This is a genomic window from Siphonobacter sp. SORGH_AS_0500 (assembly GCF_031453245.1).
GTDB lineage: Bacteria > Bacteroidota > Bacteroidia > Cytophagales > Spirosomataceae > Siphonobacter.
Window position 1 is genome coordinate 1,745,121 of the sequence record NZ_JAVIYT010000001.1, and the last position, 20,338, is coordinate 1,765,458.

The following is a 20,338-nucleotide window of genomic DNA, read 5'->3' on the forward strand; positions in this document are numbered from 1 at the left end:
TGTATAACGTTATTGATTCCACCCGCCTAAAACAGGCCCAGTCAGGATTTTCTGGCTGGGCCATTTTTTTTATTAGTCCCAAAAAGCAATCCGCATATGACGAAGAAAAAAGTAACCAAGGCCTTCAACTATACACTTGATTTTAAGCAAACAGACTTTCGTGAACATCCCGAATTATACCGGGTTGGGGTGGGAGAACAGGGGGTATTGCTGGTGGAACCCTACAAGTCTGAACTATTACCTTTATGGCGATTTCGAACGGAGCTCATGGCCAGAGAATCGGCAGAAGCTATTTATGAAAAGTTTAAAGTATACCTGCATGAAAAAGATTTTGTAGGGGCAGATATGGCCCGAAAATATTTGCAGATGGGATTTACCCGTGCTCGGCGTTATGCTAATCACGCCAGCGGTAAAAAATATACGGAAAAAGAAGACGATGGAAAAGGTGAGCAAAAATCATATCCGTATTCACAGGGTAGTATTCACAAAGGAAATGAGATTCGCCCCCAGGAAGAAGATGCTTTAACCAGCGAAAAGGCGAAAGCGGCGGCTATTTTCAAGCATTATTGGGACGAAGCCCGGCAAAATCCTGATTACTTACAGCAGAAAAAAGAGTTTACGGAAAAGTACGTAAGCTAATCTGTACTTTTCCGTAGCTATTAAAAAGCGGGCTGGGTGCTGGTATGAGCTACTAGCTGGCTCATATCCAATTGTGGATATAACTGGCTGAGAGCCTGCCAGTTCAGTTTGGTTTCTACAATAATTTGCTGCGTTGCAGTAGTAATAATCGAGGTATCCGATTCAATTTCAACGCTTTCAATGGTTTCAGCCTTAAGCAGCCAAATGCCACGGCTTCCCTTCAGTAAAATCATATTGAACCTCCTTCCAGGTTTCTATTAAAAATTGATATTTCTTCCGACCCTGTTCTAAAAACTCAGGGCTGGTTTTAAACCAGAAAATGTCATAGGGTTCCTTTTTCTGAACGCCGACGAAAATGAATTCTTTACCCGAACCTCCTAGGCTATCCAAATAAAAAGCTGCCTGTCGGTCATATTCCAGGTTATGGCACTGATTCACAAAGTCAGCAAATGAATTCGCCGAAGTCGTTTTAAGATCCAGAACCACCTGATTTCTGAACACCATATCTAGGCGGGCTTTGCAGGGAAGAGAGGTAGTTACGTCCGTGAATAACTGAGCGTGCTCTTTCTTCGAATACTGACGATACCAGTTGAATTCTTTATGAGCCCGCAAATTGGCTTCCAGACGCGTCAAACGCTCCTGATCTTCCGTATGAATGGGAATCTCCGGGCGGTGCGGCTCCAGCAAAGTAGCATGTAAAGCCCGACCAAAAGTGGCTGTCCGGGGTGGTATGTAGGATTTACGTCCGAACAGGTAATCCCTGAACCGACTTAAATCGCTGTTCGAAATGCGGCGTAACTGCCGGTATTCGTCTTCGTTCATCGATGTTTCCATTGCTGATACAAGTGCAAACCCTGAGCCGTCGCTTCTGACAGCTCACGGGCCGACAATTTATATTCCCGGTAAATCTTCATCCCTTCAGGCGTCAGGTGACCGTGAGTGGCCACTTCCTGCCGAATGCATAGTAATGCGAATGATTTGGTAGACATACAGGACTTGAGGGGTTAGGAAGCCAGTTTAGTCGTGGCAAAAGGAATCTCGTCCACTTGCTTGGGAGCTAGTTCCCGTAACAGTGCCTCCGTCTGATTAAAAGCATCTGCATAGGCAGCAGCCGAAGTAGGTAAGCATCCATAAGCATATAGCATACCGGGCCAGTAACGAAGTCGTTGAATGGCTGGGCAATCTTCACGCAAAGCAACGATGGTTACGAAACCTTCCGTATGACGGAAAAAATGCTCTCCGTCGGGTGTCTGATAGAACAAATCTCGTTGAATAGTCATGATTGGATTAGTCAAAAGTTTATATACAAATATAATAACTATTTACCTTATTTGATTAATTATTCTAGATTTTATTCACATTAAATGAATATAAATTGAAAATATAGGTAATAAATTTTGTATATTTGAATAAAAATAATGGTCAACATGGAGAATAACATTGTTCGGCAGAAATCCGTCAAGGAAGAAGATCGGGAATTCGAGCGGGCTCTTCGACCGCTCTCTTTTGATGACTTTACGGGGCAGGATAAAGTGCTTGAAAACCTAAAGATATTTGTTCAGGCCGCCCGGCAACGGGGGGAAACCCTGGATCACGTATTGCTCCACGGCCCTCCGGGTTTGGGCAAAACTACCTTGTCTCATATTCTGGCTAATGAAATGGGAGCCGGGCTGAAGGCTACTACGGGACCAGTATTAGAAAAACCCAGCGATTTGACGGGGGTGCTAACAACCTTGCAGAAAGGGGATGTGTTGTTTATCGATGAAATTCACCGACTGAATCCTGTGGTAGAAGAATATCTATATTCAGCAATGGAGGATTATCGAATTGATATTTTATTGGATAGCGGTCCGAACTCCCGGACGGTGCAGATTGGTCTCAATCCTTTTACCTTAATTGGAGCGACCACGCGGGCGGGCTTACTGACTTCTCCTTTGCGGGCTCGTTTCGGGATTAACTGCCGACTGGAGTACTACGATGCCAACTTGTTATCTACAATTATTACCCGGTCGTCATCCATGTTAGGAACCCCCATTCAGCCTGAAGGAGCTCTGGAACTGGCCCGCCGGAGTCGGGGAACGCCACGTATTGCTAATAATTTACTACGCCGAACCCGCGATTTTGCTCAGGTGTTAGGCGACGGTACGATCAGCCAGAAAATTGCAGAAACATCTTTAAAAGCCTTGGAAGTAGACGAAGGAGGATTGGACGAAATGGACAACCGAATTCTGTTGGCTATTATTGAAAAATTTAAAGGTGGCCCGGTTGGACTTTCTACGATTGCCACTGCGATTGGAGACGAAGCCGAAACGATTGAAGAAGTATACGAGCCTTTTTTAATTCAGGAAGGTTATCTGATGAGAACACCTCGAGGAAGAGAAGCAACCGAGAAAGCGTATCGACATTTAGGGTTTGATTATCCAATAGGAAATAACCCATTCCAAATGGCAGCTTAGTAATTTAAAAGGCGATTTAAGTCAAAATAATAGCTTCTAATTCGTAATTATTCTTAATTAATATTTTTTGTTAATAAAAAAGAGAGATTTGTATAGACTGTTTTAAAAAACAGTCTATATTTGTACATGCTCTTTAAATTACGAACTCAGCAATAAGAGCTAATTAAAGCGAAGTTGGCGGCTTAGCTTTAATAAATAACGAGGGAAGCATCGATGTTTTTAACATCGATGCTTTTTGTTTTATAACTAATAAAAATAGAAGGTACTTTAAAAACAATAGGTATTATTCAATAATAAAATATTGATACTATGTACTTAATGTATTGTAAAAATATTATTCTTTAACAAAGAATTAATTTGATTAAAATAATTTGATGATAGATATACTTTAATAAGTAAAAAAAGCTATTCACGTGAATTAAGCCCTTGTTTCTTCAGTAATTAAAACGGGTAAATCCAATAAACGGGCTACTTTTAATTCTGCTTCTCTAAATTCACTTTCACTACAAGGATCACAGGCTAATTTACCCAAAGTATCAGGTCTCATACGAGTACGTTCTACCAGAGGATTAAACTCATAAAGACAAATAATTTTCACCTCCTCACCCTGGCATTTAAAATATTGCCCGCCGCCTTTTGATTTCATAAAAATGGGTTCCTGATTCATGGCTTTAATTTTATAAGTAGGTATAACTACATTTAAAAAGATGAATAAGTGAAGAACATTACTCTAGGTTTTGATAATGCCCTTCACTTAAAGTATGACTATGCTGCCCGACGACCGGGTAATGAAATTAAATGCATGTCTAATTCCGGTTTAATTCGTTCGGTAAACCGCCGTTGTACAAAACCATTTTTTAAATAATCGGGTAGTGTGCCCAGAAACTCGCGGTAGGCCGTTACACCCATGGCTTTTACTACATAAGCTTCGTGGATGGCGTTGATATGATCCACAATATCCAGTAAAGACACGTGAAAAAGTTTGAAATCAACATCCACATTGACGAAGCGTTCAATCTCCCGATTAGTTGACGAAATCCGCAGGCGGGAGAACAAATCCAGGAAGGTGGTTAAACCTACCCGTTCCGATAACTCCTGCCAGTGTTGGGCACTGAATTTCTCCAGAATTTTACCCGTCCGTTCGCTTCGCAAGGCCAGTGCCGGGTTACTCTGTAATTTCTGACGCAGCGACCGTAATTGTAGGGTACGCGTAGTCCGTAAAAACTGTCCGATCTGAGCCTGAGCCTCAAAAGGACTATCGGCCAATACCAGACCGGGATTCCGTTGGCCTTTCGGTAAACGATGAACGTGGTAATGATCCAGCGGGCCGTCGGCGTAAAAACTTAGGTAACGAGGGTAATACGAATTAGCAACCAGCCTGCTGGTACGACGGCGAATGTTTGCTTCGTCGCTCGTTAATACGCCCTGAGTGGCCAGGAATGCTCGCAGACCGTACCAGACACAGTAATAAGCCTGTGGGAAGGTCCAGTGTAAGGCATTGGATAAAAAGGAATCGTCACCCATCGTTGCGGTATTTCGCAGGGCGTATTCCGTATTCCACGCGTTGATTAACATTCGTTTGGTTACTTCAAGCGTAGTATCATTCTTACGGGGAGAGAAGTTACGGAAACGCTCCAGATCGGAGAGTTTTCCGGCGGCTTCGGTTTCCCGAATGTGGTAATGAATTCCAAAAAAATGGTTCAGAAAAACGCGGGCTGCGATGGATTGCCGCCACTGTTCGTCGTCTTCCTGAAGGATCGATAACTGTTGCTGATTTTCTTGCATTTTTTCAAGTAGGCTTATGGATTAATATAACCAAATCTGCCTGCTTCGTGTTCCCTGATAATGAATATTTTTTATCTATATAAGTGATTGTCTGTCAGTATTTTAATGAGTTGATTTTGAAAATTATTGGATTGTAAATCCTGCTCTTGAACAATAGTACTTATTAAAGAAACAAACCTGGTAAATGAGGGCTGGTTTTATTCTGAAAAAGGCTGAATCCAGCCTTTCCTTCCGTCGGATAATCGAATGAATTCATAGGAAGAAGCGATCCCCAACAGATCTACTGAAGTGCCTGATTTTAGCGTGTCTTCGGTGGTGGCGTCCCAGCTGGTTCGGAAGAACACATCCGTCGAAAGTTTCCGGCGAGTCAGCCGTTTTTCGGGTAATTGCATACTTGTGGCCAGAACATAGCCACGAATGCCATCGGGCGTACTTACACGGTAGTAACCTTTAGTCGAAGCCTCTACCCAGACAATTGTATGTTTAGGAAGCCGTTGCCGGGTTACTTTTGAAGGAGGCAGGCTGCTGAAGAGTGGGGTCGCTTCCCGAGTCCGTAGCGTATCTCCCAGCCGCCGGGTTACGGTGGCAGCGGGTAACTGTGAAGGTTCCACAAAAGCCAGCGGGTTAATGGGCCCTGAGCCGCGACGGTAAATGCCAAAGTGAAGGTGCGGGGCGGTGGTGATTGCATTACCAGTATTCCCTACGGTTCCAAGGGTATCTCCGGCTTGTACCCGTTGGCCTGACTGCACTAGGGGCTGGTCCAGGTGAGCGTAATAAAGCGAAAGATTCAATCGGTCAGCGGATAGATTAACTACATTTCCTCCCAGATTATTAACGCCAACGTTCGTAATCGTTCCGGGGACGGAGGCAATCAGAGGGGTGCCTCGGGGAGCGATGACGTCAATACCTTCGTGCGAACGGGCTCCGCCGTCACGGGCCGCTCCCCAGAAACTAATGATATGCTGAGTCGATTTTCCGGCCACTGGAAATTTGAGAATAGGCTGCGTACTCAGGCGAAGCGAAAAATCTTTTTTGGGCTGATCGACAGGAATTTGTACGCGTAAAACCAGTGGAAGATCTTCGGTGGTTTCGTAGGTAATAACCTCATTTTTAGGCTTGGCATAGGCTAGTCGCTGAGGCTTACCATTGGTCTGGAGCCGAAATAAATCCAGGAAATACAGACTATCAGAATGAAACAACTGAGCTTCCAGCCGCCGACCAGCAGGTAAGGTAAACTGGTAACTAAAAGCCCGTTGGCCCCCGGCTGGAAAAACACCGTCTTCACGAAAAGGAAGGGAGATGATTAACGAATCAGCGAGAGCCGCCTCGCCCGCCAGCATCCAGGTTTGAACTGCCTCGGTTTCCAGTATTTTCTGCTTACGCAAACTTCGAATGTATTCGTCCCGGGGAGATTGCTCTCCCAGTAATGCCTGAATACCCGGGCCGGTTTTACAGCTATGGAGCCCAATCAGTAAGGCAAGGAGGCATACATTATAAACAAATCTTTTCATGGCTAATGGAATGGTTATCAGGGTGATAAACCCAGAAAAGTGAATGCCAGTAACATTGGCTGGGGTGAAATATCTACGGAATCAGTTGGTTGATTGAAAGGGAAAGAGGGCCGGAAATCGTCTTGAGTAAGAACCTAAGAATGCCCATGAGAAAACTACTGATTCTAATTCTATTACTGGCAACCCTGGCTTTTCAACTGAAAGAGAGTCCGACGCAGGTATTCCTCATCGGTGATTCTACCGTGTCCAATAAACCCAATCCCGCCGATCCCGAACGCGGTTGGGGACAAGTGTTACCTGAATTTCTGGACGAAAAGGTAAGCGTTCAGAATCATGCGGTTAACGGTCGTAGTACAAAAAGTTTTATTAACGAAGGCCGTTGGAAAAAGGTCGTAGAAGGCTTGCATAAGGGCGACTGGGTACTGATTCAGTTTGGGCATAATGACGAAAAAAGCCAGGATACTTCGCGTTACGCAGCCCCGCAGAGTACTTATCGTGACAATTTAAAACGTTTCATCAAAGAAGCTCGGGCAAAGGGAGCAAACCCCGTGCTGATTACGCCGGTGATGCGTCGAAAGTTTAATGAAAAAGGCCAGTTTGAAGATACGCACGGGGATTATCCCGCAGCGGTTAAAGCCGTAGCGACTGAGCAGAAAGTACCCCTGATTGATTTACATGCCAAGAGTCGCCAGGTTATCGAGAAAATGGGGGTTGAGGAATCGAAAAAGCTGTTCTTATGGTATACGAAAGGGTATTACGCCACTCGCCGGGAGGGCGTAAAAGACGACACCCACTTCTCCGAATACGGTGCCCGCACGATGGCCGCTCTGATTGCAGGTGGTATCCAAGAAGAGAAGTTAGACTTAGCCAATCATTTGAAAAAGAGTCCGTTTGCAGAGAAACTAGCGTACGAATTACCGATCATTTATCAACCCATTTTTCGGAAAGATACCTTCAATATTATTACATACGGAGCAAAAGCTGACGGGCAAACGCTGAATTCAGAGGCGATTAATCGGGCGATGAAGGCCTGTAGCGAAGCGGGTGGCGGAACGGTCGTGATTCCTTCCGGCCTTTGGCTGACGGGTCCGGTTATCTTTCAGAGCGACGTGAATCTTCACCTTGATCGTGGGGCTGTGCTGCAATTCAGCGAAAACAAGGATCATTATCCACTCATCAAAACGACCTGGGAAGGACTCAATGCCATTCGTTGTCAGGCTCCGCTGTATGGGAAAGATGTGCACGACATTGCCATTACCGGCGAGGGTTACATCGACGGAGCAGGCGATGTCTGGCGGGCCGTGAAGAAAAGTAAGCAAACAGCTCCGGCCTGGGATAAACGGGTGGCTTCAGGTGGGGTAGTCGATGGCGACATCTGGTATCCTTCCGAGCAGTTTTTAAAGGGAGCAAAATCGAAGGTTGCGGTTAGCATTGCTAACGGATTTGACATGAGAAAGTCAGCCGAAATCAGGGATTTCCTACGTCCCAACCTGCTGAGTCTAACCAACTGCCAGAATATTTTATTGGAAGGAGTTACCATTCAGAATTCCCCCGCCTGGTGTTTGCATCCACTGCTCTGTCAGGATATCAGTCTGATTAACCTCAAGGTTCGTAACCCCTGGTACGCTCAGAATGGCGATGGTGTTGACCTGGAATCCTGCAAAAATGCTTTGATTGATGGCTGTACGTTTGATGTCGGAGATGACGGCATTTGTATCAAATCTGGTCGTGATGCCGAAGGTCGCAAGCGGGGAGTACCCACGGAACATGTGATTGTAAAAAATAGTACGGTTTTTCATGCTCATGGGGGCTTTGTAGTAGGTAGTGAAATGTCGGGAGGGGCCCGGAATCTGTACGTGTCTAACTGTAACTTCTTAGGAACGGACGTGGGACTACGTTTTAAAACGGCTCGCGGTCGGGGAGGTATCGTGGAAGACGTCTACGTGGCGGATATTCAGATGACGAACATTCCCGGTGAAGCTATTCTTTTTGACATGTATTACCTGGCGAAAGATCCGGTATTATTAACGGGTGAAAAGGCTGATCCACTGGCTATTCAACCTGAACCTTTGAACGAAGGAACGCCCCAATTTCGCAGATTTTATGTTCGAGATGTAGTCTGTAAAGGAGCCGAAACGGGCATTTTAATTCGCGGATTACCCGAAATGAATATTCAGGATATTTACATTGAAAACTCCGTAATTGAAAGTAATAGAGGGTTAGTCTGTATTGAAGGACAACGCATTACCCTGAAAAACGTGCAGCTATTAACGAAACAAACGCCCGTTTTGTACGTGCAAAATAGTCAGCACATTACCTTCGATAAAATGGGTTATAAACCTTCATCGGATCTGTTGTTAAAAGTTTCCGGGGAGCGTTCAAAAGACGTTGAGTTATTACATACCGATATTTCAAAAGCCAAAAAAGTAAGAGAAGGCAAGTAATACCCTTGGATAAGAAAATTCTGAATAAGAGACGCGATCAATCGCTTCTCCTTTTGTATGGAACGGTTTATTACGCATTAAATCAGCCACTATAATTACAGCAACTAACCTCTATCTAAGAAGATTATGACACTCAATCCGAAAGAATTACGCTTTGTAAAAGCGAATGAGATTCCCTGGGAAACCGTAGGAGATGGACTCAGACGCAAGGTATTCACCTACGATGCAAACCTAATGATGACCATGGTAGCCTTTGAAATGGGAGCTGTAGGAAGCATGCACCAGCACCCCCATACGCAGGTGAGCTACGTAGAAAGCGGAGTGTTTGAAATTACCATTGGTGAAGAAGTAAAGGTCTTGCATAAGGGTGACGCCTATTACATTCCACCGAATATTCTGCACGGAGCAGTCTGTCGGGAACCGGGTGTTCTAGTGGATGTTTTTACGCCCATGCGGGAAGATTTTATTGAATGAAAAGGTAACCTAACCAGTTACCTTTTTTATTATGCAGCCATAAGTTCATACGTTAGAATAATCATCTATTTTCGATAAAAATCGCTTCTAAACCATTTGCAATGAGATCTATTTTAATTCATTACAGCGTCTACTCGCTGGCTTTGAGTATGATGGCTTGTCAAACCCACCCCAAAGCCAGTGAGGCAAGTCAGGATTCAACGAAAGCTTTACCCAAACCTCTGATCACTGAGCTTTATACGGCTGATCCTTCGGCTCATGTTTTTGAGGGAAAAATTTACATTTATCCTTCGCATGACATTGAAACCGGAGCGAAACAGGATGAAGACGGAGGGCATTTTGGAATGAAAGATTACCACGTGTTTTCGCTGGATAGTGTGGGGGGAAAAGTAACCGATCACGGCGTGGCTCTGGATATTAAAGACATTCCCTGGGCGGGGCGGCAACTTTGGGCTCCCGACGCGGCTTTTGTCAACGGAACGTATTACCTCTATTTCCCGGTAAAAGACAAGCAGGATGTATTTCGAATGGGCGTAGCTACAAGTCCTTCGCCCAGTGGTCCCTTCAAGCCCAAGGCTAAGCCGATGGAGGGGACGTATAGTATTGATCCTGCTGTTTTTACGGATGATGACGGCCAGGCTTACCTGTATTGGGGTGGCATCTCGGGAGGGCAGTTGCAACGTTGGCGAACGGGAACATATGATGCAAAAGGCACCGAACCTGGAAAGGATGAAGCGGCGTTGAGTCCGAAAGTGGGTCGGTTAACGAAAGACTTTTTGAAGCTGGAGGAGAAAGGGCGGGACGCTCAGATTGTGGATGATGCGGGTAACCCTTTGAAAGCAGGAGACCACGACCGTCGTTTCTTCGAAGGGGTCTGGATGCACAAATACAAGGGGCAGTATTACCTGAGTTATTCCACGGGCGATACGCACTTTCTGGCTTATGCCGTAGGTTCTTCGCCCTATGGTCCGTTTACGTATAAAGGCACGTTTATGAACCCCGTAAAAGGCTGGACTACGCATCATTCCATTGTTGAATTTAAAGGCAAGTGGTACCTTTTTTACCACGACTCGGAGTTATCGGGTAAAACGCATCTGCGAAACATTAAAGTCCGGGAAATCAAACACACCGCTGATGGAGGGCTCGAAATGATTGAGCCTTATCAGTAAATAGAAAAGGGTTACGAATCTGTTTTCGTAACCCTTTTCGTAAAGATCCTGTATTTCGATTATTTAGGTAATAAAGCCGTTACCTGCTCTACGAATTCGTCGCTGTTATAATTAGCCATCCCTTCGTTTCTGTAAACGATTTTACCTTCGGAGTCAATCAGAAAAGTAACCGGAATAGCCTGCGTTTCAAACTGCTTGGGTAAGTTACCCGTTGGAGCATAAACCGGGAAGGTAAAGCCTTCTTTTTTCATGAAATCGCGGGCAGCCTGGATGTCTTCGTCTACGGTTAGCATCACGAATTCAACGGGTTTCCCCTGCATTTTCTTATAGAGTTTTTCAATGTCTGGTAACTCCGCCCGGCAGGGAGGACACCACGTAGCCCATACGTTCATGAAAACTACTTTCCCTTTCAGATTACTCAGGTTAGTGGTTTTACCGTCCAGCGTTTGCAGGGGGAAATCGCCCGCTTCGGCGGTAGTTTTTACGGAATCAGCAGAAGCAGTTGTTTCGGCAGTATCGGTTTTTGACTTACTCTGGCAACTGGTTTGAACATACGAAAGTCCCGTGAGGCACAGGATGGTAAGGATTACGGATGCCGTACGTTTCCCGAATTTCATGAAGTGTTGTTTTATTTATACCAGGTTTTTAGCGAAACATCTTTTGAATGTTCCTGAGCATAGCTCAATAATGCTGCAATATAAGGGATGTTTTTAACTCCTTATTCATGATCAGACACGGAGTTTACCAGCTCACTTTTAGGTTTTTGGGTTAACTTACCCACCGTAAGCCCCTGAACAATAAGCGAGAATACGACAACGAAGTAGGTAATGGCCTGAAATAAATCGCTATTGAGGTGTTCGTCAATGGAAAGGGCCAGAGCCACGGATACCCCGCCCCGAAGTCCTCCCCAGAGCAGAATAATCATAGACTGACGATCCAGTTTTTCACGGAAAGGAATAATCGCCGAAGGCACCGCGATGGAAATCAGTCGGCCCAGTAACACAACAACGATACTAATTAGCCCAATTTCCCAGTATTTACCCAGATCGGGGATCAACAAGAGTTCAAAACCAATGAGCAGGAACAGACAAGCGTTCATGATTTCATCAATCAGCTCCCAGAATTTTTCCAGATAATCCTGGGTAACTTCCGACATGGCCTGCGTTTTTCCGTAGTTACCTACCACCAAGCCAGCGGCTACCATCACTAGCGGACCCGAGATGTGCATGGCTTGAGCCAGGAGGTAACCTCCCATCACAATAGCCAGCGTAATCATGACGGAAACTTTGTAGTCGTCGATTCTTTTGATGGCTTTAGAACCGATAAAGCCCAGCACCAGGCCTACGGCCAAACCACCTATCGCTTCTTTCACTAATAATAAGGAAATCGTACTTAAAGAAAAGTTGGTTTCGCCTTCCCGGGCCATTTCCAGCAGCGTCAGGAAAACGACTACAGCTACGCCATCATTAAATAAAGATTCGCCCGCAATTTTGGTTTCCAGTGATTTAGGAACGTCGGCTGCTTTCAGGATACCCAGCACGGCAATGGGATCAGTGGGAGAAATCAAAGCTCCAAACACTAGGCATTGTACAAAGGGAATGCCCATATTCAACCAATTGAGGGCCAGGTACATAAGTCCGCCCACCAGTAAGGTAGAGAGGACAACGCTAATCGTGGAGAAGACAATGACGTATCGTTTTTCTTCCCGTAAATCATTAATGTGAATATGGATGGCTCCGGCGAAGAGCAGGAAGTTTAGCATTGCTCCCATGAGGATTTCCTCAAGGTTGGCACCTTTAATAAAGCGGGCAGCATTATCGAATAAATGCGGCCAAAAACGGCCCACGCTTACCAGAAACAGCGATGAAACCAGAGCCATAACCATGATCCCAATCGTAGCGGGGAGTTTGAGATACCTTAAGTTGAGATAGGCAAATATGGCAGAGACAACGATAAGTACAGAGAAGGTGTAATAGAGTTCCATAGGGTGATGAGTTGATACACAGCTTACTAAAAAACAACGCCTGGGTAGTAGAGTTGTTTTAAAGTCGGTTTAAGTTTTGCGGAATTTCCTATTAGAAAATTTTAATGTGCTGCTTTGTTCTTTCGGATTTGCAATTCCAAATCGTCAATTAGTTCCCCGGGTTGTCACTCGGGGCTACTGGTAATTAAACCCCGCTGGGGTTATGAGGTAAGTTGAATAGGGTCTGCTCTCTGCTCATCTGCCCTGGTTGGTGAGGACACCAACCAGTATGCTTTTAGTAATAGCTGGAGATGACACTAGCCAGGGCGGGAGGATTTATAATCCTAAATCGTCAATCAGTTCCCCGGGTTGTCACCCGGGGCTACTCGTAATTAAACCCCGCTGGGGTTATGGAGGTAAGTTGAACAGAATATACTCTCTGCTCTTTCGGATTTTTTCCGCCCTGGTTGGTGTCCTCACCAACCAGTATGCTTTTAGTAATAGCTGGAGATGACATCAGCTAAGGCGGGAGGATTTGTAATTTCAAATCATCAACCAGTTCCCCGGGTTGTCCCCGGGGCTATTCATAATTAAACCCCGCTGGAGTTACGAGGTAGGTTGAACAGAGGCTGCTCTTTCGGATTTGTAATCCGAAAGCCATCTGTCAGGGATTTGTAATCCCAAATTTTAATGGAACAGCTATGCCTTCGTTAACCCAAGGCTATCTACATTAAATCTCGCTAGATTACTAAGCCAGAATCACTTCTTATGGCCGATTAATAAAAAATTCGTATTCAAACGAAGATATTCCTGCTTAGTCTGTAATAGAATGGGCTTTTTACTGTCGCGTTTTTAACGGTTTCCTGTATCTTTGCCCCCCGAATTACGTTTTCTAAACATTCGATTTTTCGAAAGACCTTTTATGGCCGAACAACAAGAACCCGCTGGCTCGCTCAAGGACATCATCGCCCATGCCAAGGAGTACGGCTTTGTTTTCCCTTCTTCAGAAATTTACGACGGATTACAAGCTGTGTATGACTACGGTCAATACGGCGTTGAACTAAAAAATAACCTGAAATCGCTGTGGTGGAAAGCCATGACGATGCTGAATGATAATGTGGTAGGGATTGATGCCGCCATTTTTATGCATCCCCTTACCTGGAAAGCTTCTGGTCACGTTGATTCCTTTAACGATCCGATGATCGACAATAAGGATTCAAAAAAACGATATCGGGCCGACCAGTTACTCGAAGCAAAAGCCGAAGAGTATGCCAACAACGGTCATACCGAACGTGGGGATGCTTTATTACACCAAATGGGCCGTCTGCTCGACGCAGGTGATCTGGAAGGTGTACGGGAGCTGATTATTTCAGAAGGAATCAAGTGCCCCATTTCTGGAACGGACAACTGGACGGAAGTACGTCAGTTTAACCTGATGTTCTCGACTCAGGTAGGTGCCGTGTCGGACGATGCCAGCCTGATTTACCTGCGTCCCGAAACGGCTCAGGGGATCTTTGTTAACTTCCTGAATGTTCAGAAAACGGGCCGGATGAAAGTTCCTTTCGGTATCGCCCAAATTGGTAAGGCGTTCCGAAACGAAATCGTAGCCCGTCAGTTCATTTTCCGGATGCGTGAATTTGAACAGATGGAAATGCAATTTTTCTGCCGCCCTGGTACCGAGATGGAATGGTACGACAAGTGGAAAGAAACCCGCATGAAGTTCCACCAGGCTATCGGAATTCCAGCGGATAAACTGCGTTACAAACCCCACGATAAGCTGGCTCACTACGCCAACGCTGCCGTGGATATTGAATACAAGTTTCCCTTCGGTTTCCGCGAAATGGAAGGAATTCACTCGCGTACCGATTTCGACTTAAGCAGTCACCAGGAGCTTTCCCGCAAGAAGCAGCAGTACTTCGATAACGACCTGAACGAAGAGGGTAAGCCTTATGGCAATTACATTCCTTACGTGGTTGAAACATCCGTAGGAGCGGACCGTCTGTTCCTGGCGGTGTTGAGTAATGCTTATACGGAAGAAACGTCGGAAGACGGAAAGTCTCGCACGTATCTGAAATTCCACCCTGCTATCGCTCCGATCAAGGCTGCTATTCTGCCCATCGTGAAGAGAGATGGGTTGCCTGACAAAGCTCGTGAAATCCAGAATGCCTTAAAATACGATTTCAACGTATTCTACGAAGAGCGTGACAGTATCGGAAAACGCTATACCCGTCAGGATTTGATCGGAACGCCTTTCTGTATTGCCGTTGACTACCAGACGCTGGAAGACAACACGGTAACCATTCGTCACCGGGACACGACAGAACAGCAACGCGTAGCTATTTCTGAATTGAAGAGCATCATCGGCCATGCGGTTTCACCTGAACGCGTGTTCGAAAAATTATAATCGTACCATTTTGAATAAGGGGTATTGGCTGGTAACGGTCAATACCCTTTCTGTTGTTTATGATCAAAACTCAGCGAGAATCTGCCCATTCAGCCGATGCTACTTTATTAATCGGTGAAGCCGTGCAGGAGTTAAGGCGGCGTTACCCCGGCTTTGAAGCCAATGAATATGCAGCCAGCGAAGCCGATCAGACGGGAGCCGCTTTTGTTATCGCCCGTCTGGATGGAGTACCCGTAGGCTGTGGAGCTTTACGTCCCTTTGAAACGGCGGACTCGGTCGAGATCAAGCGAATGTTTGTTCGGGATGCCTACCGTCGGCAAGGGATCTCCAGGCAAATTCTGGCTTTTCTGGAGCAAACGGCCCGGGAGTTAGGGTATCAAAAGATCGTGTTGGAAACGGGTACCAAGCAGCCTGAAGCCATTCAACTGTACCACGTATCGGGTTATCATCGGATTCCCAACTTTGGCGAGATTACGGACGAAACCATCTGTGTATGCTTCGCCAAGGAGCTGTAGCAAATGCTTAACTGTGGTATAACTTTTTCTGGGCAGGCCAAATAGAAAAAGCCGCCTCATTTTGAGGAAATCTCAGGTTAAAATGAGAAAAATTATACAAAAATAAAAAAAGTTATATCTCAATCGACGCTTTAGAAGTGGCTTGTTAACTAGCTGGTTTCTAGTAAATAAAATATTTTACAAAAAATCTTTCGGTGAATTTGAGGCTTAAAATAGCCTTAAAGCCGCCGAAAGATTTTTTTTATTCTAGCCTTTGTGGGCTATCTTTATGAACCTCGTTGTGACAACTAACCGAATTTTATGCTAAGAAAAGTTCTTCTGGCAGGTATTTTTACTTGCTTCCTGAATGTATCTTTTGCTCAACAAGCGGCCAGTAATCAGGTTCAAGCTACCCGAGTCGAAGGTTTTACCAACAAAGTACTTGATTTCGCCGAACAGCATCTTCACATTCGCTATCGGTCCGGCGGAACTACCAAAGGTGGTTTTGATTGTAGCGGTTTCGTTCGCTTTTGCTTCAAAAACTTTGGTATGTTATTACCCCACTCCAGTGCCTCCATGGGTTCCATGGGCCACGCCGTAGGAGTGGACGAGTGCCGTCCCGGAGATCTCATCTTCTTTAAAGGAAGTAATTCACGAAGCCGTAACATCGGTCATGTAGGCATTATTTCTGAAGTGAAGGACGGTAAAATCAAATTCATTCATTCTGCTTACAATGGTGGTGTTCGTTTTGACTGGCTCGACCAGGAAAGATATTACCAAAACCGTTTTGCGGGCATTCGCCGGGTGGTAGGTGTGTTAGATTTATTACCCGATCAGTCCTAGTATTCATTTGATTCCAAATGCAAAAAGAAGAGGCCCCGATGAGTCGGAGCCTCTTCTTTTTTATACTAGGGGTATTCATCAGATCAAATTTTCAAACCTAATCCAACCCAACCCCTTATTAACTAGGCATTTTCAAACTGACGCAGGAAACGAACGTCGTTTTCTGAATAAAGGCGTAAATCACGAACCCGGTATTTCAGGTTAGCAATTCGTTCGATACCCATGCCAAAAGCAAAGCCTGTGTATTTATTCGAGTCAATACCGCAGTTATCCAGCACGTTAGGATCAATCATTCCGCAACCCAGAATTTCTACCCAGCCGGTGTGCTTACACATGGAGCAGCCTTCGCCCTTACAGATCGTACAGGAAATATCCATTTCTGCACTGGGCTCGGTGAAGGGGAAGTAAGAGGGACGGAAACGTACCTTGAACTCCTGACCAAATAGCTCCCGTGTGAACTGGTACAGGGTATCTTTTAAATCTTTGAAACTTACGTTTTCGTCAATATAAAGTCCTTCCACCTGATGGAAAAAGCAGTGAGCACGGGCTGAAATCGCTTCATTGCGGTACACTCGACCGGGCATGATGCTTCGCAGCGGAGGTTTCTGGTTCTGCATCAGACGAATTTGTACGTTAGACGTGTGCGTACGCAACAAAATATCCTTACCGTGGCCTTTCTTCTCAATGAAAAACGTATCCTGCATTTCGCGGGCCGGGTGGTTTTCGGGGAAATTCAGAGCGGTAAAGTTGTACCAGTCTTCTTCAATTTCGGGTCCATCCGAAACATTAAAGCCCAGGCGAGCAAAAATTTCGACGATACGCTGACGAATTAAACTCAGCGGATGCTGACTGCCGGTTTCGTTCGGAATCGTAGGTAAGGTTAAATCAACATCAGGAGCAACCTTCTGGCTTTGCGAATTTTCGAGCTGATCCTGAGCAGTTTGAAATTTATCCTGAGCTAGATTTTTCAATCCATTCAATTCCTGTCCCATGGCTTTACGCTCTTCCACCGGAACATTTTTCAGTAACTCGAACAGGCCAGCCACGGCACCTTTACGGCCTACATAGGCAATCCGGAATTCTTCTAGCTGTTCTTTCGTGGTAATGGTATAGTCAGCAATCTGCTGACGAACTTCATTGACTTGCTCTATCATGACACAAAAATAATGCAATTGCTCGGGCGAACGGATGTGATCTTTTGTTTTTCGCCGTGATTACGTAAAAATACGTGTTTGAACAAATTTGAAGGAGAATTGTTTGGATCGAATTGCTCATTTTTTCATATTTGTCTTAAGTAATTTTATACTTCAACCTTCAATCGATTATGTACAGTAACCCTGCATTAGGTGCAGCCTCACAAAAATGGGCTGTTCCCGACGGTACTATTCCCGTCTTTGATCGTCGTATTCAGTATGTACCTGTTGATGAAATCATCATGATTGAGGGCGACGGTAACTACACCAACTTTTCCTGCACCAACGGTCGGCGTATTATGGTTTCCAAAACCCTCCGCGACTATGAAAAACTATTAGGTGAGAATTCCCCATTTTTCCGAATACATAAATCCTATCTAATTAATAGGCGGTTTGTGCAGCGATATGATGTACGCGGAGAAGATTGCGTATGGCTCAAAACAGGACATATTCTGTCTATTGCCCGTCGCCGCAAACATGAATTCGATCAGTTCATGCGTCAGCATGCACGTAGAAATTAAGTCTTACTTTTTTATTGATTAGGTGCATTCCCATAGCGGCGAACGCATGATTTGCCGTTATCCTACCCAAAGAAAAAGCCGTCGGATTTCCCCGACGGCTTTTTCTTTGGGTAGGCAATGACTTGGTTGGCTCTAAAAGACCTTGATTCCCAGCGTTACCTGCCAGTTTTTAGATTTTTGCTTGAATGGGTCGCTACCATTTGGCGTTTCAATGTTCACAAAGCGTACGTTTGAAATACTGTCTTCATAACGAACATCCAGCGAGAAATTACCAATGTCAACTCCACCGCCCAGCTGATAACCCCAGGCTGCCTGTTTGAAGGTGTCGTTAATACTGCCACTGGTGTATTTGGTAATGGCATCCTTGATGCTTTCGTTGGATCCAATCATGAATGAGGCTACCGGACCCGCATTTACCCGCAATGGTCCTAGGCGTAGCCCTACCAGTAGGGGAACGTCGATGTTTTCCGTTTTTACCTTCACCTCCATTGGTGTACCCGTGGGGTTACCATTCGCATCGATTACCTGAACCATGTACGAACCACCTTTGCCCGAGTAAAGAGCTTCCGGCTGAATGTACAGGGTACGTCCAAAACGCATCCACACGCCACCTACGAACCCGGTACGGGTATTCAGGCTTTCTTTCAGATTTTCACGAAGCGTAGAACCCTGGTATCGTCCATTTGCTATAAAGTTACCCGTTTTGAGTTGGGAAAGGTTAGCTCCAGCCTTGATTCCTAGCTGAAACCAGGGCCTGTCGTTTTGAGCAAAGGTTGAAGCTGCCGACAGGACTAGGAAGCAGCAGAGTAAAAAGTACTTTTTCATGGTTATAATAAGGAATAAGTTGAAGAACTTTTATAAAACGCTATTCCAGTGGTATTTTGTTATGCATGAACTCTTGAAACGAAAAGTATTTTTTTGATATATACGTATTGTTGAGTAAATTACTTGGTAGCAGCCTCTGAAACGGCTGTTTGTATTGTTTTATGGCAAAAGTTAAAACTTCATATTTCTGTCAGAATTGTGGGTATCAGGCGGCTAAATGGCTGGGCCGTTGCCCGGCCTGTGGCGAGTGGAATACCATGGTGGAGGAGATCGTTCAGAAAGCTGAACCCGAGAAAGGCCGCTGGCGACCCGCTTCTTCAGGACCCGTTATTGCGTCTAAACCGAAGGCAATTTCCGAAATTAATTACAGCGAACAACCCCGTTTACTAACGCCCGATGCGGAATTAAATCGCGTACTCGGGGGTGGAATTGTGCCGGGGTCATTGGTATTAATTGGCGGAGAACCGGGTATTGGTAAATCCACGTTGATGTTACAGATTGCCCTGAACCTGCCCGGTATCCGCGTATTGTATGTGTCGGGTGAAGAGTCGGATCAGCAGATCAAGATGCGGGCCGAACGGCTGGGGAATAATTCTAACGATTGCTTCATTTTAACGGAGACGTCAACGCAGAATATCTTCAAACAGATTGAAAACTTCGAGCCGGATATTCTAGTGATCGATTCCATCCAGACCCTACAATCCAATCTGGTTGAATCGGGAGCGGGAAGTGTTTCGCAAGTGCGGGAGTGTACGGCTGAGTTAATGAAATTCGCCAAAGAATCGGGCACGCCGGTATTCATGATTGGTCATATTACCAAGGACGGAAATCTGGCCGGACCGAAAGTGCTGGAACACATGGTGGATACCGTCCTCCAGTTTGAAGGCGACCGCCACTTGGCCTATCGAATTTTACGAACAACGAAAAACCGTTTTGGAAGTACCTCAGAATTAGGGATCTACGAAATGCAGGGGACCGGTTTGCGAGAAGTAAGCAATCCTTCCGAAATTCTGATTTCACAGCGGGAAGATGCCTTAAGCGGTATTACCATTGGTACGATGCTGGAAGGTAATCGCACCTTACTGATTGAGATTCAGTCCCTCGTATCCATTGCTACCTACGGAACGCCGCAACGGAGCAGCACGGGTTTTGATGCCAAACGGCTTAATATGTTACTGGCCGTGCTGGAGAAAAGGGGTGGGTTTCGCCTCGGTGCCCAGGATGTGTTCCTGAACATTGCGGGTGGTCTGAAAGTAGAAGATCCGGCGATTGACCTGGCCGTATGTGCCTCGCTGGTTTCATCTTACGAAGATATATCCATTCCACCTTCGGTTTGTTTTGCGGCGGAAGTCGGCCTGGGAGGAGAAGTTAGAGCGGTTAATCGCATTGAAAACCGTATTGCGGAAGCTCAAAAATTAGGCTTCAAAGAAATCTGGATTTCCCGATATAATGCGAAAGGATTGGATCTGGATCAATACAAAATCAAGGTTCGGACAGCCTCCAAGCTCGATGAAGTTTTCATTTCATTATTGCGTTGAGTAAAACATTACCCGTTTTCGGAATAGCACGTTTTTTGAAGCTAATCTACGTATCATAACAAAGCGAATAGACAAAGGC

21 protein-coding genes are annotated in these 20,338 nt (G+C 45.4%); 10 read left to right on the forward strand and 11 right to left on the reverse strand.

Features of this window, described 5'->3' with window-relative positions; genetic code table 11:
• Positions 1–96 precede the first annotated feature (96 nt).
• Positions 97–639 (forward strand): DUF4385 domain-containing protein, encoded by a 543-nt coding sequence (locus tag QE357_RS07180; RefSeq protein WP_309706539.1) that lies wholly within the window; start codon positions 97–99, stop codon positions 637–639.
• A gap of 20 nt (positions 640–659) precedes the next feature.
• On the opposite strand, the gene QE357_RS07185 is transcribed toward QE357_RS07180, so the two are convergent.
• Genes QE357_RS07185 through QE357_RS07200 form a run of 4 tightly spaced genes read right to left on the reverse strand, consistent with a single transcriptional unit; the run spans position 660 to position 1,919 of the window.
• Complete coding sequence (locus tag QE357_RS07185; protein WP_106635489.1) at positions 660–872, reverse strand: hypothetical protein; 213 nt, start codon at positions 870–872, stop codon at positions 660–662.
• Positions 832–1,461 carry a PD-(D/E)XK nuclease-like domain-containing protein gene (locus QE357_RS07190; protein ID WP_307142555.1) on the reverse strand — a complete coding sequence of 210 codons (630 nt, stop codon included), beginning with the start codon at positions 1,459–1,461 and terminating at the stop codon, positions 832–834. Before QE357_RS07190 ends, QE357_RS07185 begins: the two co-directional genes overlap by 41 nt.
• A complete protein-coding gene (locus QE357_RS07195; protein WP_157830215.1) occupies positions 1,458–1,628 on the reverse strand; it encodes a hypothetical protein in 171 nt (56 codons plus the stop codon). Before QE357_RS07195 ends, QE357_RS07190 begins: the two co-directional genes overlap by 4 nt.
• A gap of 15 nt (positions 1,629–1,643) precedes the next feature.
• Complete coding sequence (locus tag QE357_RS07200; protein ID WP_106635491.1) at positions 1,644–1,919, reverse strand: hypothetical protein; 276 nt, start codon at positions 1,917–1,919, stop codon at positions 1,644–1,646.
• Between the two features lie 147 nt (positions 1,920–2,066).
• Between QE357_RS07200 and ruvB the strand changes: the two genes are divergently transcribed.
• Positions 2,067–3,095, forward strand: coding sequence for a Holliday junction branch migration DNA helicase RuvB (gene ruvB, locus QE357_RS07205; protein WP_106635661.1), 1,029 nt, complete (start codon positions 2,067–2,069; stop codon positions 3,093–3,095).
• 418 nt (positions 3,096–3,513) lie between these two features.
• Here the strand turns inward: ruvB and QE357_RS07210 are convergent, their stop codons facing one another.
• From QE357_RS07210 to QE357_RS07220, 3 genes are all read right to left on the reverse strand, one after another.
• Positions 3,514–3,762, reverse strand: coding sequence for a hypothetical protein (locus tag QE357_RS07210; protein WP_106635492.1), 249 nt, complete (start codon positions 3,760–3,762; stop codon positions 3,514–3,516).
• 98 nt (positions 3,763–3,860) lie between these two features.
• Positions 3,861–4,880, reverse strand: coding sequence for a hypothetical protein (locus tag QE357_RS07215; RefSeq protein ID WP_309706540.1), 1,020 nt, complete (start codon positions 4,878–4,880; stop codon positions 3,861–3,863).
• Between the two features lie 197 nt (positions 4,881–5,077).
• Positions 5,078–6,391, reverse strand: coding sequence for a peptidoglycan DD-metalloendopeptidase family protein (locus QE357_RS07220; protein ID WP_309706541.1), 1,314 nt, complete (start codon positions 6,389–6,391; stop codon positions 5,078–5,080).
• Between the two features lie 146 nt (positions 6,392–6,537).
• Here QE357_RS07220 and QE357_RS07225 point away from each other — a divergent pair, with 146 nt between their 5' ends.
• From QE357_RS07225 to QE357_RS07235, 3 genes are all read left to right on the forward strand, one after another.
• On the forward strand, positions 6,538–8,835 hold the full coding sequence (locus tag QE357_RS07225; RefSeq protein ID WP_309706542.1) for a glycosyl hydrolase family 28 protein: 2,298 nt from the start codon (positions 6,538–6,540) through the stop codon (positions 8,833–8,835).
• 126 nt (positions 8,836–8,961) lie between these two features.
• Positions 8,962–9,309, forward strand: a complete 348-nt coding sequence (locus tag QE357_RS07230) for a cupin domain-containing protein (RefSeq protein ID WP_309706543.1) — start codon at positions 8,962–8,964, stop codon at positions 9,307–9,309.
• 101 nt (positions 9,310–9,410) lie between these two features.
• A complete protein-coding gene (locus QE357_RS07235; RefSeq protein ID WP_409050232.1) occupies positions 9,411–10,478 on the forward strand; it encodes a glycoside hydrolase family 43 protein in 1,068 nt (355 codons plus the stop codon).
• Positions 10,479–10,537: 59 nt separating this feature from the next.
• Here the strand turns inward: QE357_RS07235 and QE357_RS07240 are convergent, their stop codons facing one another.
• Together QE357_RS07240 and QE357_RS07245 are read right to left on the reverse strand one after the other, a co-directional pair.
• Positions 10,538–11,095, reverse strand: coding sequence for a TlpA disulfide reductase family protein (locus tag QE357_RS07240; RefSeq protein ID WP_309706544.1), 558 nt, complete (start codon positions 11,093–11,095; stop codon positions 10,538–10,540).
• Positions 11,096–11,196: 101 nt separating this feature from the next.
• A complete protein-coding gene (locus QE357_RS07245; protein ID WP_106635498.1) occupies positions 11,197–12,462 on the reverse strand; it encodes a sodium:proton antiporter in 1,266 nt (421 codons plus the stop codon).
• A 901-nt stretch (positions 12,463–13,363) separates the two neighbouring features.
• Between QE357_RS07245 and QE357_RS07250 the strand changes: the two genes are divergently transcribed.
• From QE357_RS07250 to QE357_RS07260, 3 genes are all read left to right on the forward strand, one after another.
• Complete coding sequence (locus tag QE357_RS07250) at positions 13,364–14,845, forward strand: glycine--tRNA ligase (RefSeq protein ID WP_309706545.1); 1,482 nt, start codon at positions 13,364–13,366, stop codon at positions 14,843–14,845.
• Positions 14,846–14,904: 59 nt separating this feature from the next.
• The gene (locus QE357_RS07255; protein WP_307142560.1) at positions 14,905–15,360 is read left to right on the forward strand and encodes a GNAT family N-acetyltransferase; all 456 of its coding nucleotides are present in this window, start codon (positions 14,905–14,907) and stop codon (positions 15,358–15,360) included.
• A 300-nt stretch (positions 15,361–15,660) separates the two neighbouring features.
• The gene (locus QE357_RS07260; RefSeq protein ID WP_106635501.1) at positions 15,661–16,182 is read left to right on the forward strand and encodes a C40 family peptidase; all 522 of its coding nucleotides are present in this window, start codon (positions 15,661–15,663) and stop codon (positions 16,180–16,182) included.
• A gap of 122 nt (positions 16,183–16,304) precedes the next feature.
• Here the strand turns inward: QE357_RS07260 and pheS are convergent, their stop codons facing one another.
• On the reverse strand, positions 16,305–17,336 hold the full coding sequence (gene pheS / locus QE357_RS07265; RefSeq protein WP_309706546.1) for a phenylalanine--tRNA ligase subunit alpha: 1,032 nt from the start codon (positions 17,334–17,336) through the stop codon (positions 16,305–16,307).
• Positions 17,337–17,506: 170 nt separating this feature from the next.
• On the opposite strand from pheS, the gene QE357_RS07270 reads away from it, so the two are divergent.
• Positions 17,507–17,896: a LytTR family DNA-binding domain-containing protein gene (locus QE357_RS07270; protein ID WP_106635503.1), complete on the forward strand. Its 390-nt coding sequence runs from the start codon at positions 17,507–17,509 to the stop codon at positions 17,894–17,896.
• A gap of 132 nt (positions 17,897–18,028) precedes the next feature.
• Here QE357_RS07270 and QE357_RS07275 read toward each other — a convergent pair whose 3' ends face one another.
• Complete coding sequence (locus QE357_RS07275) at positions 18,029–18,721, reverse strand: porin family protein (RefSeq protein WP_106635504.1); 693 nt, start codon at positions 18,719–18,721, stop codon at positions 18,029–18,031.
• Positions 18,722–18,882: 161 nt separating this feature from the next.
• Between QE357_RS07275 and radA the strand changes: the two genes are divergently transcribed.
• The gene (gene radA / locus QE357_RS07280) at positions 18,883–20,259 is read left to right on the forward strand and encodes a DNA repair protein RadA (protein ID WP_106635505.1); all 1,377 of its coding nucleotides are present in this window, start codon (positions 18,883–18,885) and stop codon (positions 20,257–20,259) included.
• The last annotated feature ends 79 nt before the right edge of the window (positions 20,260–20,338 follow it).

Coding starts and splice junctions, on each gene's coding strand:
- QE357_RS07260 (WP_106635501.1), top strand. CDS start 15,661: ATGCTAAGAAAAGTTCTTCTGGCAGGTATTTTTACTTGCTTCCTGAAT.
- QE357_RS07250 (WP_309706545.1), top strand. CDS start 13,364: ATGGCCGAACAACAAGAACCCGCTGGCTCGCTCAAGGACATCATCGCC.
- QE357_RS07180 (WP_309706539.1), top strand. CDS start 97: ATGACGAAGAAAAAAGTAACCAAGGCCTTCAACTATACACTTGATTTT.
- QE357_RS07215 (WP_309706540.1), bottom strand. CDS start 4,880: ATGCAAGAAAATCAGCAACAGTTATCGATCCTTCAGGAAGACGACGAA.
- QE357_RS07210 (WP_106635492.1), bottom strand. CDS start 3,762: ATGAATCAGGAACCCATTTTTATGAAATCAAAAGGCGGCGGGCAATAT.
- QE357_RS07255 (WP_307142560.1), top strand. CDS start 14,905: ATGATCAAAACTCAGCGAGAATCTGCCCATTCAGCCGATGCTACTTTA.
- QE357_RS07190 (WP_307142555.1), bottom strand. CDS start 1,461: ATGAACGAAGACGAATACCGGCAGTTACGCCGCATTTCGAACAGCGAT.
- QE357_RS07240 (WP_309706544.1), bottom strand. CDS start 11,095: ATGAAATTCGGGAAACGTACGGCATCCGTAATCCTTACCATCCTGTGC.
- QE357_RS07185 (WP_106635489.1), bottom strand. CDS start 872: ATGATTTTACTGAAGGGAAGCCGTGGCATTTGGCTGCTTAAGGCTGAA.
- QE357_RS07245 (WP_106635498.1), bottom strand. CDS start 12,462: ATGGAACTCTATTACACCTTCTCTGTACTTATCGTTGTCTCTGCCATA.
- QE357_RS07275 (WP_106635504.1), bottom strand. CDS start 18,721: ATGAAAAAGTACTTTTTACTCTGCTGCTTCCTAGTCCTGTCGGCAGCT.
- radA (WP_106635505.1), top strand. CDS start 18,883: ATGGCAAAAGTTAAAACTTCATATTTCTGTCAGAATTGTGGGTATCAG.
- QE357_RS07230 (WP_309706543.1), top strand. CDS start 8,962: ATGACACTCAATCCGAAAGAATTACGCTTTGTAAAAGCGAATGAGATT.
- QE357_RS07225 (WP_309706542.1), top strand. CDS start 6,538: ATGAGAAAACTACTGATTCTAATTCTATTACTGGCAACCCTGGCTTTT.
- QE357_RS07200 (WP_106635491.1), bottom strand. CDS start 1,919: ATGACTATTCAACGAGATTTGTTCTATCAGACACCCGACGGAGAGCAT.
- QE357_RS07235 (WP_409050232.1), top strand. CDS start 9,411: ATGAGATCTATTTTAATTCATTACAGCGTCTACTCGCTGGCTTTGAGT.
- QE357_RS07270 (WP_106635503.1), top strand. CDS start 17,507: ATGTACAGTAACCCTGCATTAGGTGCAGCCTCACAAAAATGGGCTGTT.
- QE357_RS07195 (WP_157830215.1), bottom strand. CDS start 1,628: ATGTCTACCAAATCATTCGCATTACTATGCATTCGGCAGGAAGTGGCC.
- ruvB (WP_106635661.1), top strand. CDS start 2,067: ATGGAGAATAACATTGTTCGGCAGAAATCCGTCAAGGAAGAAGATCGG.
- pheS (WP_309706546.1), bottom strand. CDS start 17,336: ATGATAGAGCAAGTCAATGAAGTTCGTCAGCAGATTGCTGACTATACC.
- QE357_RS07220 (WP_309706541.1), bottom strand. CDS start 6,391: ATGAAAAGATTTGTTTATAATGTATGCCTCCTTGCCTTACTGATTGGG.